General features: G+C 72.3%; 17 protein-coding genes. 10 read left to right on the forward strand and 7 right to left on the reverse strand.

Annotated elements, in window-relative coordinates; all coding sequences use genetic code 11:
* Positions 1-821 (reverse strand): PHP domain-containing protein (locus I003_RS31595; RefSeq protein ID WP_037720244.1); only part of this gene is annotated, 821 nt, incomplete at its 3' end.
* A gap of 491 nt (positions 822-1,312) precedes the next feature.
* On the opposite strand from I003_RS31595, the gene I003_RS0106220 reads away from it, so the two are divergent.
* The gene (locus I003_RS0106220; protein ID WP_027770721.1) at positions 1,313-2,371 is read left to right on the forward strand and encodes a PP2C family protein-serine/threonine phosphatase; all 1,059 of its coding nucleotides are present in this window, start codon (positions 1,313-1,315) and stop codon (positions 2,369-2,371) included.
* Positions 2,372-2,378: 7 nt separating this feature from the next.
* Here I003_RS0106220 and I003_RS0106225 read toward each other — a convergent pair whose 3' ends face one another.
* Positions 2,379-3,182, reverse strand: coding sequence for a class I SAM-dependent methyltransferase (locus I003_RS0106225; protein WP_027770722.1), 804 nt, complete (start codon positions 3,180-3,182; stop codon positions 2,379-2,381).
* Between the two features lie 75 nt (positions 3,183-3,257).
* On the opposite strand from I003_RS0106225, the gene I003_RS0106230 reads away from it, so the two are divergent.
* A complete protein-coding gene (locus I003_RS0106230) occupies positions 3,258-3,548 on the forward strand; it encodes a hypothetical protein (protein ID WP_027770723.1) in 291 nt (96 codons plus the stop codon).
* Between the two features lie 50 nt (positions 3,549-3,598).
* On the opposite strand, the gene I003_RS0106235 is transcribed toward I003_RS0106230, so the two are convergent.
* The 3 genes from I003_RS0106235 to I003_RS0106245 all read right to left on the reverse strand — a co-directional run bounded on the left by I003_RS0106235 (position 3,599) and on the right by I003_RS0106245 (position 6,146).
* Complete coding sequence (locus I003_RS0106235; RefSeq protein WP_027770724.1) at positions 3,599-4,642, reverse strand: hypothetical protein; 1,044 nt, start codon at positions 4,640-4,642, stop codon at positions 3,599-3,601.
* Positions 4,642-5,274, reverse strand: coding sequence for a hypothetical protein (locus I003_RS0106240; RefSeq protein ID WP_027770725.1), 633 nt, complete (start codon positions 5,272-5,274; stop codon positions 4,642-4,644). The genes I003_RS0106235 and I003_RS0106240 overlap by 1 nt, the downstream gene beginning before the upstream one ends.
* A 245-nt stretch (positions 5,275-5,519) precedes the next feature.
* Positions 5,520-6,146, reverse strand: coding sequence for a TetR/AcrR family transcriptional regulator (locus tag I003_RS0106245; RefSeq protein WP_027770726.1), 627 nt, complete (start codon positions 6,144-6,146; stop codon positions 5,520-5,522).
* Between the two features lie 60 nt (positions 6,147-6,206).
* Between I003_RS0106245 and I003_RS0106250 the strand changes: the two genes are divergently transcribed.
* Both I003_RS0106250 and I003_RS0106255 read left to right on the forward strand, forming a co-directional pair.
* On the forward strand, positions 6,207-7,037 hold the full coding sequence (locus tag I003_RS0106250) for an aldo/keto reductase (RefSeq protein WP_027770727.1): 831 nt from the start codon (positions 6,207-6,209) through the stop codon (positions 7,035-7,037).
* 58 nt (positions 7,038-7,095) lie between these two features.
* Complete coding sequence (locus I003_RS0106255) at positions 7,096-7,974, forward strand: NAD(P)-dependent oxidoreductase (RefSeq protein ID WP_027770728.1); 879 nt, start codon at positions 7,096-7,098, stop codon at positions 7,972-7,974.
* A 126-nt stretch (positions 7,975-8,100) separates the two neighbouring features.
* Here the strand turns inward: I003_RS0106255 and I003_RS0106260 are convergent, their stop codons facing one another.
* Positions 8,101-9,153 (reverse strand): glycoside hydrolase family 5 protein, encoded by a 1,053-nt coding sequence (locus tag I003_RS0106260; RefSeq protein ID WP_027770729.1) that lies wholly within the window; start codon positions 9,151-9,153, stop codon positions 8,101-8,103.
* 193 nt (positions 9,154-9,346) lie between these two features.
* Here I003_RS0106260 and I003_RS0106265 point away from each other — a divergent pair, with 193 nt between their 5' ends.
* A complete protein-coding gene (locus I003_RS0106265; RefSeq protein WP_027770730.1) occupies positions 9,347-10,726 on the forward strand; it encodes an amidohydrolase in 1,380 nt (459 codons plus the stop codon).
* A 14-nt stretch (positions 10,727-10,740) separates the two neighbouring features.
* Here the strand turns inward: I003_RS0106265 and I003_RS0106270 are convergent, their stop codons facing one another.
* Complete coding sequence (locus tag I003_RS0106270) at positions 10,741-11,607, reverse strand: glycoside hydrolase family 16 protein (RefSeq protein ID WP_486584112.1); 867 nt, start codon at positions 11,605-11,607, stop codon at positions 10,741-10,743.
* Between the two features lie 464 nt (positions 11,608-12,071).
* Between I003_RS0106270 and I003_RS0106275 the strand changes: the two genes are divergently transcribed.
* The 5 genes from I003_RS0106275 (at position 12,072) to I003_RS0106295 (ending at position 17,192) form a co-directional block, all read left to right on the forward strand.
* Positions 12,072-12,833 carry a DeoR/GlpR family DNA-binding transcription regulator gene (locus tag I003_RS0106275; RefSeq protein ID WP_199784241.1) on the forward strand — a complete coding sequence of 254 codons (762 nt, stop codon included), beginning with the start codon at positions 12,072-12,074 and terminating at the stop codon, positions 12,831-12,833.
* A gap of 141 nt (positions 12,834-12,974) precedes the next feature.
* On the forward strand, positions 12,975-14,342 hold the full coding sequence (locus I003_RS0106280) for an ABC transporter substrate-binding protein (RefSeq protein ID WP_027770733.1): 1,368 nt from the start codon (positions 12,975-12,977) through the stop codon (positions 14,340-14,342).
* Entirely contained in the window at positions 14,339-15,310 is a 972-nt protein-coding gene (locus I003_RS0106285) for a carbohydrate ABC transporter permease (RefSeq protein ID WP_027770734.1), read from the forward strand. The genes I003_RS0106280 and I003_RS0106285 overlap by 4 nt, the downstream gene beginning before the upstream one ends.
* Positions 15,307-16,206, forward strand: coding sequence for a carbohydrate ABC transporter permease (locus I003_RS0106290; protein WP_027770735.1), 900 nt, complete (start codon positions 15,307-15,309; stop codon positions 16,204-16,206). The genes I003_RS0106285 and I003_RS0106290 overlap by 4 nt, the downstream gene beginning before the upstream one ends.
* On the forward strand, positions 16,203-17,192 hold the full coding sequence (locus I003_RS0106295; RefSeq protein WP_027770736.1) for a zinc-dependent alcohol dehydrogenase family protein: 990 nt from the start codon (positions 16,203-16,205) through the stop codon (positions 17,190-17,192). Before I003_RS0106290 ends, I003_RS0106295 begins: the two co-directional genes overlap by 4 nt.
* Positions 17,193-17,451 lie beyond the last annotated feature (259 nt).

Genomic DNA, 17,451 nt, shown 5'->3' on the forward strand with positions numbered 1-17,451 from the left:
TCCGAGGAATCGACCGCATACATCTCCTCGGTCGACTTCAGGTAATAACCCGTCCCGTCGAACTTGAACCGGTCCGGATCCGACAGATTCTTCCCCGTCTGAATACACAGCAGCGCATCATGCGCCGTCGCCTCATGCGCATACGTGTAATGCGAGTCATTCGTCACCAGCGGCGGAATCCCCAGCTTCCGCCCGATCTCCAGCAGCCCGTCCCGCACCCGCCGCTCGATCTCGATCCCGTGATCCATCAGCTCCAGGAAATACCGCTGCTTCCCGAAAATCTCCTGATACGACGCCGCCGCCTTCAGCGCCTCGTCGAACTGCCCCAGCCGCAACCGCGTCTGCACCTCACCCGACGGACACCCCGTGGACGCGATCAGCCCCTCCGCATGCTCGGCGATCACCTCCTTGTCCATCCGCGGCCACTTCTGCAGCCACCCCTCCTTGTACGCATCCGACGACAACCGGAACAGATTGTGCAGACCCGTACGGGACGCCGCCCAGATCGTCTTATGCGTATACCCACCCGAACCGGACACGTCATCACGCTTCTGATGCGGCTGCCCCCACTGCACCTTCCGCTTGTTCCGCCGCGACTCCGGCGCCACATACGCCTCGATCCCGATGATCGGCGTCACCCCGGCCCCCGTCGCCTGCGAAAAGAAGTCATACGCACCGTGCAGATTCCCGTGATCCGTCATCGCGATATGCGACATCCCCATCTCACGACACGCCGCGAACATATCCTTCAACCGCGCCGCACCGTCCAGCAGCGAATACTGCGTGTGCACATGCAGATGCGTAAAAGGCGGCTTGGCCACGGCGGCTCCTCACACAACGGGACGTTGTCAATAGCCTCATCAAATCCCCAGGCCAGGGACCGATTCAAACAACATGTGCACCCATCCGCACAACCCGGCGTTGTACCGGAGAGATCAGTTCATCCCGGGGCGGCTCACGGGGCCGCCGGGCGGGGGCCACTACCCCGACCGGAACCGTGCCGACGGCGCCGCACCTGCGGGACAATGAAAGTTCGTTCGCGTCGCGACCTGCGTCGGGTGTGGCCCGTTCGGATCCGGCCGCACCCGTGGGAGACGCCGCCGGGCACCGCCCGCTTGCGGGCGTTCCATCCCCGGCCGAACGGGGGCGGCACGCCGACCAAGGTGCCGGACAGGCAACGATTCGGCCGCATCGGTCCCGGATGGGCGGCTCCTTGCCTAGCCTCACCGGGTGGGGCCGGCCGCGACGGGGGCCGTATCTCCGCGCCGTCCGAGGTGCAGAGCCGAACAGCGGCTGGAGTAACGAGTAGCGCATGAACGACCGGAAGTTGCCGCATCACCGCACGCTGAACGCGCTGCCGTACTTCGTCATGGGCTGCGTCGCCGTGGTGGACGTCACCGCCGGGCCCGGCGTCGGCTTCCTCCCCCTGGTCTCGCTCGGCCCTGCCTTCGCGGGCCTGGTCGGAGGCTGGCAGCGCACGGTGTTCGTCGGCGGGATAGCGCTGGTGCTGTGCGTCCTGCTCGGAATCTCGGACGTGATGTTCGAGTCGCGGCGCGGTTACGTGGCCCTGCTGTCGGTCGTCGGCGTCACGATCGCCGCGCTGCTCGCGGTGCGGATGCGGCATCGCCGCGAGGAGGAGCTGGCCAGCGTGCGCTCGATCGCCGAGGTGGCGCAGCGCGTGCTGCTGCGCCCGGTGCCGCGCAGCGCGGGCCGGCTGCGGGCAGCGGTCTCGTACACCTCGGCGGTGGCGGAGGCACGGATCGGCGGCGATCTGTACGAGGTGATGACCTCGCCGGCGGGCGTCCGGCTGATCGTCGGGGACGTGCAGGGCAAGGGACTGGAGGCGGTGGAGACCGCCGCGGTCGTGCTCAGCGCCTTCCGCGAGGCGGCGTACGACGAACCGGACCTGACGGCCGTCGGGGAGCGGCTGGAGCGGGCGCTCGACCGGCAGCTCGACGGCGAGAAGTTCGTCACCGCCATCCTCGCCGAGGTGGGCGACGGCCATGAGGTGACGCTGCTCAACTTCGGGCATCCCGCCCCGCTCGCCGTGCGGCAGGACGGCGACGTGCGCTATCTCGCGCCGCCGCAGCGGGCTTTGCCGCTCGGTCTCGGGGAGCACGGGGTCGCCCGGCCGGAACCGCACACGGCGGGGTTCGCGCCCGGGGACCAACTGCTGTTCTACACCGACGGCGTCACCGAGGCCCGCGACCGCACCGGGGCCTTCTACCCGCTGGAGCAGCGCGCCGGACTGCTGAAGGACCCCGATCCGGAAGGGGCGCTGACCGCCCTGCGCCAGGACGTGATCGAACACGTCCGGGCGCCCCTGCACGATGACGCGGCGATGCTGCTGCTGCGCTACCGGCACGGCTGACGGCACGTCACCCGAGGCGGCGGGCGATCCGCAGCTCGGTCAGGTAGCGCTTGACGACACGGCCGCCGTGGCGCCCGTCGATCAGGCCCGCCAGGCAGGCGAGCAGCGCCTCCCGGGCCGGGGCGGGCAGCGCCCGGTGGCCGGAGTACGTGCGCAGCAGGTCGAGGTACTTGGCGGTGGAGTACGGCAGTTCCCACTCGTAGCGGTGGAAGACCGGCGCGCCGAAGCGCTCCTCGCCGCGGAGGTCGTCCCGGTCCTCGGGGATGGCGGAGGCGGGCCGCAGGCGCAGCCCCGGCGGGGTGGCGGGGTCGAAGCGTTCGTAGCAGCCCTGCGCCTCGGCGAAGAACTCCTCGCTGCCGCCGGCCACGTGGTGCGTACGGATGGTGGCGAGCACCCCGCCGGGGCGCAGCGCGTCCGCCGACTTCCACATCCGCACCGCGGGGTCGACCCAGGCGAAAGCGGTGGCGGCGAGCACCACATCGAACGGCTCCGGCGGCAGTGGCCACTCCTCGAACGCCGCGTTGACGACGTTCACGTCCGGAAACCCGGCGAGGTTACGGCGCGCGACCCGCGCCATGTCCGCGCCGAGTTCCACCGCGGTCACCCGGCAGCCGCGTCGGGCCGGCGGCCCGGTCGCCTGCCCGGTGCCGCAGCCGATCTCCAGCACCCGGCAGCCGGGACCGAGCCGCGCGGGGGCGGCGAGGGCGAGGTCGTCGTACATCGCCGGCGGGTAGCGGGGACGGGCCCGGTCGTACAGCTCAGGTACCTCGGTGAAGGTCGTGCGCAGCCGTTCGCGCTCCTCGTCTGTCACCGCCCCACCTTATGATCGGCCTCCTGCCCGGGCATCTTCTTTCTTCCGCGGCATCCGCCACCGAGAGGAACCCCCTTGATCCGACGCGAAAGCTACTGCGGCGGCCGTCTGGTGAAGGAGGTCGAGGAGGTGCACGGCGACCGCGCGCCCGCCGGCTGTGCGGCGCCGGGCGGCGACGGGCCCGCGCTGTGGCTGCTGGACGGCGAGCGCGTGGAGCCCGCGGAAGCGGAGGCGTTCTGGGTGGTGTGGACGTCGGTCGGCCGGCGGCATCCGCTGGGCGAGACGGCGCGGAGCTGGCCGGCGATCACGATCGCGTGCGCCATCGTGCTCTGGCTGGTGACGATGGTGCTGACGCAGTTCGAGTGAAGGGCGCACGGGCCGGGTGCCGCGCGGCGGTCCTCCTCGTTCCCGCCGGTTCAGTCGTCGTCCCTCTTCTCCTCGTGGTCCCGCTCGTGCTCGTGGTCGTGGTCTGCTTTGTGGCCGGGGCCGCCCCGGCCATGTCCGCCGACACGCTTCTCGCAGTAGCGGACGACGGCCTTCTCCCCGCCGGCCTCGCGGACGAGGCGGTTCCAGGACCTGTGGTCGCCTGCATTCCCCTCGCCGTCGCGTGCGGCGAGCAACTTCTCGCACAGCCGATCCACCGCCGCGCCCTGCTCAGCGCCCGGCCCCGGGCCGCCGGGGCCCGCTTCGTCGTGCGTGCCCTCCGGCGCCCCGGCGTCGTCGGCTCCCCCGCCGGGCGCGGTACCGGTGTCCGGCGCGTCCCGCCTGCCTTCCGGTCTGTCGTCCACCCGGCTGCCGCCCGCGGACGCGGCACCCTCGTCGGCGCTGTCCCCGGTGCGCTCCGGGTCCGCGGTGGCCGGCTGCGAGTTGGCGGGGCCGGCGGACGGCTCCGGGGTGGCGGGGGGCGTACGCAGGACCGCGCCGGCCGCGAGGGCGACACCGCCGAGCACGCAGCCGGCCGCGGTGACGGCCGCGGCGGTGCGCAGGCTCCGCCGCCGCGGCGTACGGGGCGGGGAGGAGGCACCCGCGCCGGCGGACGACAGCCGCACCACCGGTTCGGGTGCCGCCCGCCACGTCCGCACGCGCACCTCGCGGCCGGGGCGGACCCGGTCGGAGGCCCGGCCGTTCACACCGCGGCCGTTCACGGCAAGGCCGTTCGCCGCCGGACCGCGACGCGAACGGCCGCCGGCCGCCTCGTCGCGAGGGGCGGGGTCCGCGGACTTTGCCGCGTCCGCGGCACGTGCGGCGCGGAAGGCGGCCAGCGCCGCCTGCTCCCCCGGCAGCTCGGCGTCGAGCGCGGGGCGGCCGACCCGGGCCGCGGAGGCCAGCAGCGCGGCAATCCGTTCGGCGGTCTCCCGGTCGGCGGGCGGCAGCGTGGCACCGGCGTCCACCTGCTCACCGGCGAACAGCCGCTCGGCGGCGCACTCATCGAGCCAGGTGTTCCGGTCGTCGTCGCCCATCACATACCCCTGAGCATCCACGTGGCCGTGCGGGTGGGGTCACCCGCCGGTTCGCCGGTCGTGCGGGCGCCGGCCGCGGCGTCGCCGAGCTGGTCGGCCAGCAGGCGCAGGCCGCGCAGCGTGGCGGAGCGGGCCGCGGCGGGGCTCGTGCCGAGCACGTAGGCGGCTCGCTCGGCGTCCAGCCCCACGATCGCCCGCAGCGCGACGGCGTCGGCTTCCGCGCGCGGCAGCCAGGCGATCAGGGCAAGGGTACGCCCGCCGTCCGGTCGCTCCCGGCCCCCCGGGTGGTGGCGCCCGGTGGGCGGGGGGCCGCCGAAAGGCCGCGGGCCCCGGGCGGGGCAGTCCGGGCGGCCGCGCAGGTGCGCCAGGGCGCGGGTGCGGGCGATGCGGGCGCACCAGGCGCGAAAGCGCAGGGCGTCGCCGCCGAACGCAGGCAGGTCGCGGGCGATGTCCTGCCAGGCGCCCGCGGTGATCTTCTCGGCCTCGCCGTCTCCCGCTCCGTCGCCGACGAGTGTGCCCACGTAGCGGACGAGGCAGGGGTGCACCGTCCGGTACAGGTACACGAACGCGGTCTCGTCGCCGGCCTGCGCGGCGCCTACCGCCTCGGTGAACGGTGCGTCAGCTTCTGTCATACCGGGTCAGTCCGCCCGTGGCCGTCCGGCCGGGCGCACACCATACGGATCCATTCGGTAAGCACCCCCCAGGTGCCGGTTCATCGGGAGGCCGACCACACGCCTTCGCTGTCCGCCCGCGCGGAAGAGCACGCTACGGCCCGCCGCGGGATCGCGTCCAGTCCGTGGACACCGCCCCATACCCCTTGAGACGTAAGGGAGTTCTGCGCCGCATTGGGGTGGGTACGGGGCCGTCGCCCGGATGATCACCGATCTTCGCCCGGGCGCCCGCGGCCGTCGCCCAGGCCGTCGAGGAGCTGGCGCACGAGAGTGGCCGCGAGGTCGCCGGCGAGCGGGGCGTGGCCGAGGAGCAGGCGGTGGTAGACGGGCGCGAAGAGCTGGTCGACGGCGGCGGGGACGTCGGTGTCCGGCCGCAGCAGGCCGCCGGCGACGGCCTCGTGGAGCAGGCGGGCGCAGGTGGCGCGGCGCGGGTGCACCCACCGCTCGTCGAGCGCGGTACGGATGCCGGGGTCGGCCTGCGCGGCGGCGACGAGGTCGGCCGCCAGAGGACCGGCGGCGGTATCGCGGAAGACCCGGACGAGCGCGCCCACCTCGGCGGTGAGGGCGTCGGCGAGGCTCGCGCCGCCGGACTGCCCGGTGTGGGCACTCCCGGAGACGTGCGACAGACTGTCGAGCATCACGTGCCCGCGCGTGGGCCACCACTTGTAGACCGTCGACTTGCTGACCCCCGCCCGGGCCGCGATCCCCTCCATGGTGACCGCCTGCACCCCGCCGGAGATCAGCAGCTCCGTCGCCGCGGCGAGGACCGCGGCCCTGGCCCGCTCGCTGCGCGGCCGGCCCCGTGGAGCGCGCGGCCCACCCGTTTCGCCCATGCCCGCCTCCGGCCTCCGGCCTATACTGAACGCACCGTACGATAAAGGGAAGGAGCAGGTGTGACCAGCGCTCCGGTCCGCACGCTCAACGACGGCACGAAGCTCCCCGCACTCGGCCTCGGCACGTACCCGATGGACGACGCCCAGGCCGAACGGGCGGTCGCCACCGCCCTGGAGACCGGCTACCGACTGGTCGACACCGCGCTCAACTACGGCAACGAGACCGGCACCGGCCGCGGCATCGCCCGCAGCGGCGTGCCTCGCCAGGACGTCGTCGTCACCACCAAGCTCCCCGGCCGCCATCACGGCTACGAACAGACGCTCGCCTCCTTCGAGGAGTCCCGCAAGCGGCTGGGCGTGGGCTACGTCGACCTGTACCTGATCCACTGGCCGCTGCCACGCGTGGACCTGTACACCGACTCCTGGCGCGCGATGATCAAGCTGCGGGAGGAGGACCTCGTACGCTCGATCGGCGTCTCCAACTTCACCGTCGCCCAACTGGACCGGCTGGAGCGGGAGACCGGCGTGCTGCCGGCGGTCAACCAGATCGAGCTGCACCCACACTTCCCGCAGGAGGAACTGCGCTCGTACCACGCGGGAAAGGGCATCGTCACCGAGAGCTGGAGCCCGCTGGGCCGCGGCACCGACGTGCTGGCCGACCCGGCGATCGCCCGCGTGGCCGAAGCGCACGGCGTGACGCCCGCCCAGGTGGTGCTGCGCTGGCACACGCAGCTCGACGCCGTGCCCATCCCGAAGTCCGCGGATCCCCGGCGGCAGCGCGAGAACCTCGACGTCTTCGGCTTCGAGCTGTCGGCCGCCGAGATGGCCGCGGTCGCCGGCCGTCCGCCACGGCGCGTGGGCGGCGACCCGGACGTGCACGAGGAGCTGTGATCCGCGGCTCGTCGGGTACGGCGCCGCGCTGCCGAGCGACAACAGAGGAGACCGCAAGGTGAAAGCAGCAGTACTGGGAACGGGCGTGATGGGCGCCGGCATGGCGCGCTCCCTGCTCCGCGACGACGTCGAGGTGACCGTGTGGAACCGCACGCGGCAGCGCGCGCAGCAGCTCGCCGCCGACGGCGCCCGGGTCGTCCCGAGCGCGGCGGAGGCCGTGCGCGACGCCGACGCGGTGCTGATCGCGCTGTACGACGCGGACTCCGTGCTCAGCGTCCTGGCGGAATCGCTGGCGGCGTCGGCGGAGGACACCGTGTGGGTACAGACGGCCACCATCGGCTCCGAGGGCACGCGCCGGGCCGCCGAGCTGGCCACCCAGGCCGGGCGCACACTGGTGGAGGCCATGCTGCTGGGCACCAGACAGCCCGCGGAGACCGGTCGTCTGACGCTGCTGACGGCGGGCGACCCCGAGGTCTTCGCCCGGATCGAGCCGCTGACCGCGGCCATCTCGGTGAAAACCGTGTGGACCGGGCCGCAGGTCGGTGCGGGCACGGCGCTGAAGCTGGCGTGCAACGCCTGGATCGCCTCGATCACGGCGGCGACGGCACAGTCACTCGCCCTGGCCGGAGCACTCGGGCTGGACCCGAAGCTGTTCCTCAGGGCCATCGAGGGGGCACCCGCGGACAGCGGGTACGCGCAGGCGAAGGGCGAGGGGATGCTCACGGGCTCGTACGAGCCGCAGTTCGCGCTCGACGCCGCACTGAAGGACGTCGACCTGATCGACGGCGCGGCCCGCGGTGCGGGAGTCGACACGACGCTGCTGGGGGCTCTCAGGTCGCTGTACGCGCAGGCGTCGGAAGCGGGGCACGGTGGCGAGGACCTGGCCGCGGTGTACACGAGCTTCGGCAAGGCGAACGGCTCCGGCGGCCAGGGCTAGGCTCCGCGCGGCGCGCCGCCGTGCGGGACGGAGGCACGGACGCAGCGCCCCCGGCCGGAAGCCGGTGCCGTCCGCCCGGCGGTACGGGGGGTCTCCCCCACCGCCGGGCGGTCCGGTGCCGGCTTGTCAGCCGCCGTACACGGTGGCCTCCTTCGCGGTGGCCGCGACGCCGTTCTCACCGTTGAAGAAGCGCTCCCCCCAGTCCGTCAGCGCGGCCGGGTCGAAGTTCCTCGTCATGTCGAGGTACTCGACCCCGCCGCCGTTGCCGCTGTAGGACCAGCCCAGGTAGCCCAGGCCCAGTTCCTGGGTGAGGCTCATGATGGCGTCCTCGTCGGGGTTGCCGTCGGAGTGGTTGTGCCCGAACTCACCGACGGCGATGGGCAGTCCGGCCCCGGTGAAGGAGGTCAGGTAGTCCTGGATCTCGGCGGCGGTGTCGTAGACGCCGTACATGTGGATCGAGAAGAGGGTGTCGCCCTGCGGGTCGGAGTCGGCGACGGCCCCGGCGTTGCTGCGCATCGTGTTCGTCCAGTCCTGGCCCCAGTTGGGGGCGTCCACCATCAGGGTGTGCTGGAACCCGGCGCCGCGCAGCTTGCCGATGGCGCCCTGGGTGTCGGCCGTCCAGCGCTCGTAGCCCTGGTTGCCGTGCGGCTCGTTGCCGAGGTTGACGATGACGTAGTCCTCCTGACCGATGAGGGCGTCGCGGACGCTGATCCAGTAGTCGGCGGCCCGGTCGAGGGAGACCGCGGCGCCCTCCTCGCCGTAGCCGGTGGTGTCGTGGACCTCCAGCACGCAGATGAGCCGGTTCGCCTTGCATTGGCTGACAACGTTGTCGACGTCGGCGACGTCATTGCGCGGCCAGCGATCGCCGCTGGACAGGACCACGCGCACGCTGTTCGCACCCAGTTGCTTGATCTCGCGCAGCGAGTCCAGCTCGCCGGTGTACCAGGCGTGCGGGTGGTTCACGCCGCGTAGCACGAAGTCGTTGCCGTTGCCCTCCAGCAGCCGGCCGTCCTCGGTGTGCAGCCCGACGGCGGCGCGCTCGGCCCCGGCGCTCGGACCGGAGCCGGCGACGGCGGCGGCCAGGCCGAGGAGGGCGGCGAGCAGGACGCGTACGGTCCGGGTCCCGCCGCGCCGGCGGCGTCGATGAGCGATGAGGGGTGTGGTTCTCGTTGCGCTCATGTGCGGCTCCTCGCAGGTCGGTTGACGGAATGGGAGCGCTCCCATGAATCCACTCCCGAGCGGGCCGCGTCAAGGGCCGCGGCAGCGGCGGTCCCCGGCCCCACGGCCGTACGGACCGGACCCGCCGCGCGTCGTCGGTGGCGGTCGGTAGCGTTCTCGACGAGATCCCCGGGTCGAGCGAGGAGAGCCGAGAATGACGCAGCCTGAGCACACCGCGGGCGGACGGCCGGGCGCGGAGCCCGCCGGCCTGGTGATCGAGGGCTGCACCGCGCTGGTGCACGGCCCCGCGGGCGAGGTGGCCTTCGCCGAGAACGCCGGGATCGTGATCCGTGACGGCGCCGTCGCGGCGGTGACATCCGCCGCGGAGGCGGCGCGGGTGCCGGCCGCCGAGCGCATCGACGCCCGCGGCCAGGTCGCGATGCCGGGCCTGATCAACTGCCACACCCACGCGCCGATGGTGTTCCTGCGCGGCTTCGCCGAGGACGTGCCGGTCGAGGAGTGGTTCAACGAGTGGATCTGGCCGGTGGAGAGCAACCTCTCCGACCGGGACGTCGAACTGGGGGCGCTGCTGGCCTGCGCGGAGATGATCCGCGGGGGCGTGACGACGTTCGCCGACCACTACTTCGCCATGGACCGGGTGGCCGACGCGGTCACGGCCACCGGACTGCGCGCGGTGCTGGGGCTGGCGTACTTCTCCTCCCAGGGCCCCGAAGGCCGCGAGCGGTCGCTGGAGTTCGCCCTGCGCCGCGCCGGCGACGCCGGCGGGCGGATCACCACGTGCCTGGCGCCCCACGCGCCGTACACCGTGACGGACGCCGATCTTGAGGCCACCGCCGGGCTCGCACGGGAGCACGGACTGCTGGTCCACCTGCACGCCGCGGAGAACCGGGAGCAGACCGAGACCAGCATCGTCCGGCACGGCCGTACGCCCATCGAGGTGCTCCAGGGCTGCGGGCTGCTCGACACCGACGTGCTGATCGCGCACGGCACCGGGCTGACGGACGCCGACATCGCGCTGCTGGGCGGGGCGCGGGCCGCCGGGGTGGCGACCGCGCCGCGGGGCTATCTGAAGTTCGGCTGGGACACCACGCCGGTCCGCGCGCTGCGGGCGGCCGGCGTGCCGGTGGGTCTGGCGACCGACGGGGCGGCGTCGAACAACACGCTCGACGTCTGGGAGACCATGGCGCTCACCGCGCTGGTGCAGAAGTCGGCCGAGCGGGACGCCACCTGGGCCACCGCACGCCAGGTGCTGCACCACGCGACCGCCCAGAGCGCGCAGGTCGTCGGCCTCGGCGACCGGGTGGGCTCGCTGGCGCCCGGCCGCCGGGCCGACGTGATCCTGGTCGATCTGACGGGGCCGCACACGCAGCCCGTGCACGACCTCGCCGCCACCCTGGTGCACAGCGCCCGCGCGGGCGACGTGCGCACGACCATCGTCGACGGCCGGGTACTCATGCGCGACCGGCGGTTGCTGACCGTCGACGTGGCGGCGGTCGCGGCCGAACTCGCCCCGCGCCTCGCGGCGCTGACCGAGCGCGGCCACGGCCGCCGGATCCAGACCTACGACACGTAGGCGTGCCGGGCGGCTTACTCCGCGGCGTCGGGCGTCGTGACGCGGACGTAGTCGACGACGAGTTGCTGCGGGAAGGTCGTGCTGCCGTCGGGGTCGCCGGGCCAGTAGCCGCCGACCGCCAGGTTGAGGATGAGGAAGAACGGCTTGTCGAAGACCCACTGCCGGCCGCCGAGGTCCGCCGGTGTGCGCGTCTGGTAGACGTTGCCGTCGACGGACCAGGTGATCTCGTTCGGCGACCAGTCCACGGCGAAGGTGTGGAAGCCGTCCGCGAACGCCTCACCGCCCGGGAGCGTGTAACCGGCCCCGATGCCGCCGGAGCCGGAGTAGTCCGGCCCGTGCAGGGTGCCGTGGACGGTGCTCGGCTCGAAGCCGACGTTCTCCATCACGTCGATCTCGCCGCTGGCGGGCCAGCCCACCTGCCCGATGTCGTTGCCGAGCATCCAGAACGCGGGCCACATGCCCTGCCCGCGCGGCAGCTTCATCCGCGCCTCGACATGGCCGTAGGTGGTGGTGAACCGCCCCGAGGTGTTCAGGCGGGCGGAGGTGTACTCGCACCGGCCGTACCAGCACTGGTAGTCGCCGGGGTTCTCCTTCCTCGCGGTGATCACCAGATTGCCCTGGCCGTCCAGCGCGGCGTTGGCGTTGCCCGCGGTGTAGTACTGCCGCTCGTGGTTGTTGACGTTGTCGCCGGTCTCGATCAGCCACTTGCCGCCGTCCACGGCGGAACCCGCGGGCCCGTCGAAGTTGTCTTCGAAGGTCACAGCCCGGGGGCCGTCCGGCGCGGCGCCCGCAGAGCCGGGCGTCCAGCTCAGCCCGGCGCAGACGGCTGCGAGCAGCAGGACGGCGGGCGTACGGCGACGCCGTTTGCTCCGTGATGTCATGAAGGTGCGCCTCGATCCTCTGGTGGGGGGTTGCCGACCGGGGAACGCCCGCGGATACCGGGCGTCCCGACTGGTCAGCCGGGTATCGGGAGCTTGGTCCAGACCTGTTTCGGTGCGAAAGTGAACTCCTTCGCGCGGGCACAGTCAATGGATTCGGCTGTTCTCACCGCGTTCATGTCCCGAAACGAACGAAGACCGAACCCACGCCCGCCGCCCAAGCGGGCACCGAACGGGCACGCCGCCTGGCCGGGGCGGGCACACCCGGCGTGCGGCGAAGGCGGCCGACTGCCGTTCCCCAGCGGCTATACGGCGGCGCAAGCGGGCACAAACGGTCACCACATGTGGTGCATGAAGCCTGGCCGGAGGGTTCGGCCGCCGGTAGAAATGCCTTCGGAAGCCCGAACGGGCAGGGCTTCGCCACTCCGGCACACCCCACAGCCAAACCGCGAAGGCAGGTGGTCATCGTGGACGGAGAAGAACGCAGACGGGTCATCCTGGAGACCGCCCGGCGGGCCGGCAAGGTCGACGTCGCCAAGCTGGCCGCCGACCTGGGCGTGTCCCGGGAGACCGTACGGCGCGACCTGACGCTCCTGGAGGACCACGGGCTCGTCCGGCGCACGCACGGCGGCGCGTATCCGGTGGAGAGCGCGGGGTTCGAGACCACGCTCGCGTACCGCACGACCATGCACGTACCGGAGAAGTCGCGTATCGCCACCGCGGCGGCGGAGCTTCTCGGCGACGCCGAGACGGTCTTCATCGACGAGGGCTTCAACCCCCAGCTCATCGCCGAGGCGCTGCCGCGGCCCCGTCCGCTGACCATCGTCACCGCCTCGCTCGCCACCGCGAGCGCGCTGGCCGGAGACGACCGGGTCACGGTGCTCCTGCTCGGCGGCCGGGTGCGCGGCGGCACGCTGGCCACCGTGGACCACTGGACGACCAGGATGCTCGCCGGCTTCGTCATCGACCTGGCGTACGTCGGTGCCAACGGCATCTCCCGTGCGTACGGACTGACCACCCCGGATCCGGCGGTCAGCGAGGTCAAGGCGCAGGCGATGCGGGTGGCCCGGCGGAAGGTCTTCGCCGGGATCCACACCAAGTTCGGCGCGGTGAGCTTCTGCCGCTTCGCGGAGGTCTCCGACTTCGACGTGATCATCACCGACTCCGGGCTGCCCGCCGCGGAAGCCCACCGTTACTCGCTGCTGGGCCCGCAGGTCATCCGTACCTGACCGGCCCGGCACCCGTTCCGTAAGGCCGCACACCACATCCCCCGTCCCGCGTACGCCACGCCTTCCCGGACCGGCAGCAGACCGGGTGGCCCGGCTTCGTGCGCCCCGATTCCCCTCCCCGACCCTCCTTGGGAGCATGCGATGCTCACTTCGACCCGCAGCAAGCGCACCATCCGCACCCTCGTGCCCGTGGTCACCGCCGCGGCCCTGCTCGCCGCGTGCAGTGGCGCGGGGGGCGGCGGCAGCTCCGGGGGCGACGGCTCCGTCAATGTCGTCATGGTCAACAACCCGCAGATGGTGGAACTGCAGAAACTGACGGCCAAGCACTTCACGAAGAAGACCGGCATCGAGGTGAACTTCACCGTGCTGCCGGAGAACGAGGTCCGCGACAAGATCAGCCAGGACTTCGCCAACCAGGCGGGCCAGTACGACGTGGCCACGATCAGCAACTTCGAGGTCCCGTTCTACGCCGGCAACGACTGGCTGCTGCCGCTCGACGAGTACGCCGCCGACGACGCGAAGTTCGACCAGGAAGACGTCCTCGCGCCGATGCGCGAGTCGCTGACGGCCGAGGACGGCAAGCTGTACGCCGAGCCGTTCTACGGTGAGTCGTCCTTCCTCATGTACAGGAAGGACGTCTTCGCCGAGAACGGCCTGAAGATGCCCGACAAGCCCACCTGGCAGCAGGTCGCCGACCTCGCCGCCGAGGTGGACGGTGCCGAGCCCGGTATGAAGGGCATCTGCCTGCGCGGCCTGCCCGGCTGGGGTGAGGTCATCGCGCCGCTGACGACCGTGGTCAACACCATGGGCGGCACCTGGTTCGACGAGAACTGGGAGGCGCAGCTCTCGTCGCCGGAGTTCACCAAGGCGGTGAAGTTCTACGTCGACCTCGTGCGCGAGCACGGCGAGGCCGGTGCGGCCCAGTCGGGGTACGCCGAGTGCCTGAACAACCTCACCCAGGGCAAGACCGCCATGTGGTACGACGCCACCGCGGCCACCGGTTCGCTGGAGGCGGCGGACTCGCCCGTCCGCGGCAAGATCGGTTACGCGCCGGCGCCGGTGGACAAGACCGAGTCCTCCGGCTGGCTCTACACCTGGGCCTGGGGCGTGCAGAAGGCGTCCGAACGTCCCGAGAACGCCTGGAAGTTCATTTCCTGGGCGTCGAGCAAGGAGTACGAGGAGCTGGTCGGCAGGGAACTGGGCTGGGCCAACGCGCCCGCGGGCAAGCGCGCGTCGACGTACTCCAACCCGGACTACCTGAAGGCCGCCGGCTCCTTCGCCGACATCACCCGTGAGGCGATCGAGGGCGCCGACCCACGCGACCCGGGCACCCAGCCGCGGCCCGCGCCCGGCATCCAGTTCGTGGGCATCCCCGAGTTCTCCGACCTGGGCACCAAGGTCTCCCAGGAGATCAGCTCGGCCATCGCGGGCAAGCAGTCCGTCGAGGACGCGCTGGAGAGCTCCCAGGAACTGGCCGAGGAGGTCGGCGGGGAGTACCGGGACCGATGAGCACCCCGACCGCCGTACGCCCCGAGCGCCCGGCCCCCCGCGCGGGCCGGCCGGCACCCCGCCGGCCGGGCCGCGGGGCCCGGGCCTGGGCGACCCGCGCACCGCTGCTGCCGGCCCTGGTGTTCCTGATCGCCGTCACCCAACTGCCTTTCGTGGCAACGCTGGTGATCTCCCTCTTCGACTGGAACTCGCTGCGTCCGGACGACCGGAGCTTCGCCGGTCTCGACAACTACAGCCAGGTGGCGAACGACGAGAGCCTGCGCGAGTCGGTGGTGACCACGGCGGTGCTCACCGCCGCGGTCGTCCTGGTCAGCGTCGTGCTCGGGCTGCTCATCGCGCTGCTGCTGGACCGGGCGTTCCCCGGGCGGGGTCTGGTGCGCACGCTGCTCATCGCACCGTTCCTGCTGGTACCGGTCGCCGCCGCGCTGTTGTGGAAACACGCGCTCTACAACCCCGAGTACGGCCTGTTCAACGGCGCCCTCACCTGGGTCGCGGAGCTTTTCGGCGACGAATCGCCGCCGCAGCCCGACTGGGTGTCGGACATGCCGCTGATAGCCGTCGAAGCGGCCCTGATCTGGCAGTGGACCCCGTTCATGATGCTGATCCTGCTGGCCGGGCTGCAGAGCCGGCCGACGGAGATGGTGGAGGCCGCCAGGCTGGACGGCGCCTCGAACTTCCAGATCTTCCGCTACCTCACGCTGCCCCATCTGCGCCGCTATCTGGAACTGGGCGTGCTGCTGGGCTCGGTGTACATCGTCCAGAACTTCGACGCGGTGTTCACCATCACCTCCGGCGGGCTGGGCACCGCCAACCTGCCGTACACGATCTACCAGACCTTCTACCAGGCGCACGAGTACGGACTGGCCTCGGCCGCCGGCGTGCTCGTGGTCATCGGCTCCCTCGTCATCGCGACCTTCGCGCTGCGCGTCGTGTCGTCCCTGTTCCGGGAGGAGGTGTCCCGCGCATGACCACGACCGCAGCGGCCACGGCCCCGAAGCCGGCCCGCACCGGCCGCGCCGCGCTGCCGCCCGCCCTGCGCCGGGCCCGGCGCCGCAGCGCCGGACTCGGGCTGCTGGCGTGGCTCGTCGGCGTCGCGTTCTTCCTGCCCGTGGCGTGGATGGTGCTCACGTCGCTGCACGCGGAGACGGACGCCGCCGCCAACCCGCCCGCGGTCGCCGCGTCGCTCACCCTCGACGGCTACCGCACGTTCTTCGGCTCCGGCGGCGGCCCGAGCCCGTGGCCCGCGCTGCTCAACTCGCTGATGGCGAGCGTGTTCTCGACCCTGCTGGTGCTCGCGCTGGCGCTGCCGGCCGCGTACGCGCTGTCCATCCGGCGCGTGAAGCGCTGGACCGACGTGCTGTTCTTCTTCCTGTCCACCAAGATGCTGCCGGTCGTCGCCGGGCTGCTGCCGATCTACCTGTTCGCCAAGAACACCGGCATGCTCGACAACATCTGGCTGCTCGTTCTGCTCTACACGTCGATGAACCTGCCGATCGCGGTGTGGATGCTGCAGTCGTTCCTCGCGGACATCCCCGTCTCGATCGTCGAGGCCGCGCAGATCGACGGCGCCCGGCTCACCACCGTGCTGACCCGGGTGATCGCCCCGGTCGCCGGGCCGGGCATCGCCGCCACCTCGCTGATCTGCTTCATCTTCAGCTGGAACGAGATGCTGTTCGCGCGGGTGCTCACGGGGGTGACGGCGGAGACCGCCCCCGTCTTCCTCACCCGCTTCATCACCAGTCAGGGGCTCTTCCTCGCCCAGGTCTGCGCCGCCTCCGTCGTGATCTCACTCCCGGTGCTCGCCGCCGGGTTCGCCGCCCAGGACAAGCTGGTCCAGGGCCTGTCCCTAGGAGCCGTCAAATGAGGGCCGCCGTCATCGAAGCCCCCGGCACGGTCACCGTGACCGACGTCCCCGACCCCTCCCCCGGTCCCCGCGAGGTCGTGGTGGACGTCGCGGCGTGCGGGCTGTGCGGAACCGATCTGCACATCCTGCAGGGCGAGTTCGCACCCACGCTGCCGGTGGTGCCGGGGCACGAGTTCGCGGGCGAGGTCGTCGGCGTCGGCCGTGACGTCACGGAGGTGGCCGTCGGCGACCGGGTCGCCGTCGACCCGTCGCTCTACTGCCACGAGTGCCGCAAATGCCGTACGGGCCACGGCAACCTCTGCGACCGGTGGGGCGCCATCGGCGTCACGGTCGCGGGCGGCGCGGCGGAGTACGCGGTCGCGCCGGTCGCCAACTGCGTCCGGCTGCCCGACCACGTACGCACCCAGGACGCGGCGCTCATCGAGCCGCTGTCGTGCGCGGTGCGCGGCTACGACGTGCTGGGCAGCAAGCTCGCCGCCCATGTGCTCATCTACGGCACGGGCACGATGGGGCTGATGATGCTCGAGCTGGCCAAGCGCACCGGCGCCGCCGCGGTGGACGTGGTCGACCTCAACCCCGAGCGGCTGGCCACCGCGCAGAAGGTGGGGTGCAGCCGCGCGGCGGCCTCGCCGGAGGAGTTCGGGCAGCCGGAAGGCTGGGACGTCGTCATCGACGCCACCGGCAACGCGGCGGCGATCCAGGACGGCCTCGGGCGGGTCGCCAAGGCCGGAACGTTCCTGCAGTTCGGCGTGGCGGACTACGCGACGACGGCCACCATCGAGCCGTACCGCATCTACAACGAGGAGATCACCATCACCGGCTCGATGGCCGTGCTGCACAGCTACGAGCGCGCGGCGGAGCTGTTCGCCGCGGACGTACTCGACCCCGAGCTGCTCATCAGCGACCGGCTGCCGCTGGAGCAGTACCCGGCCGCCCTGGAGCAGTTCGCCTCGGGCAAGGGGCGGAAGATCGTGGTGGTGCCGTAACTCCCGGGGGCGGAGACGGCCGGCAACCCGCCGGTGTCGGGCCCGCCCGCCGGGCGGTCCACAGCCCCGGAGCGCGCGCAGCGCTCCCGGCCCTCCACCGCACCGCCGACCGCCGGGACGACGGCCCGGCGACGCCGGAGCCGGGCCCGAGCAGCGGCTCGGGGGACTCCGGCAGCCCGTCGCCTGCCGCCTCGTCGCGGGCGACGGTGTCGGCCGCGGGCGGCACACCGTCGGGCTCGCAGTCCTCCTCCCCCTCGTC

It is taken from the genome of Streptomyces sp. CNQ329 (genome assembly GCF_000482585.1).

Bases quoted from the DNA above. Each gene is read 5' to 3' on its own strand.
- I003_RS0106220 (WP_027770721.1), top strand. From the start codon at position 1,313: ATGAACGACCGGAAGTTGCCGCATCACCGCACGCTGAACGCGCTGCCG.
- I003_RS0106235 (WP_027770724.1), bottom strand. From the start codon at position 4,642: ATGGGCGACGACGACCGGAACACCTGGCTCGATGAGTGCGCCGCCGAG.
- I003_RS0106240 (WP_027770725.1), bottom strand. From the start codon at position 5,274: ATGACAGAAGCTGACGCACCGTTCACCGAGGCGGTAGGCGCCGCGCAG.
- I003_RS0106245 (WP_027770726.1), bottom strand. From the start codon at position 6,146: ATGGGCGAAACGGGTGGGCCGCGCGCTCCACGGGGCCGGCCGCGCAGC.
- I003_RS0106260 (WP_027770729.1), bottom strand. From the start codon at position 9,153: ATGAGCGCAACGAGAACCACACCCCTCATCGCTCATCGACGCCGCCGG.
- I003_RS0106265 (WP_027770730.1), top strand. From the start codon at position 9,347: ATGACGCAGCCTGAGCACACCGCGGGCGGACGGCCGGGCGCGGAGCCC.
- I003_RS0106270 (WP_486584112.1), bottom strand. From the start codon at position 11,607: ATGACATCACGGAGCAAACGGCGTCGCCGTACGCCCGCCGTCCTGCTG.
- I003_RS0106280 (WP_027770733.1), top strand. From the start codon at position 12,975: ATGCTCACTTCGACCCGCAGCAAGCGCACCATCCGCACCCTCGTGCCC.
- I003_RS0106285 (WP_027770734.1), top strand. From the start codon at position 14,339: ATGAGCACCCCGACCGCCGTACGCCCCGAGCGCCCGGCCCCCCGCGCG.
- I003_RS0106290 (WP_027770735.1), top strand. From the start codon at position 15,307: ATGACCACGACCGCAGCGGCCACGGCCCCGAAGCCGGCCCGCACCGGC.
- I003_RS0106295 (WP_027770736.1), top strand. From the start codon at position 16,203: ATGAGGGCCGCCGTCATCGAAGCCCCCGGCACGGTCACCGTGACCGAC.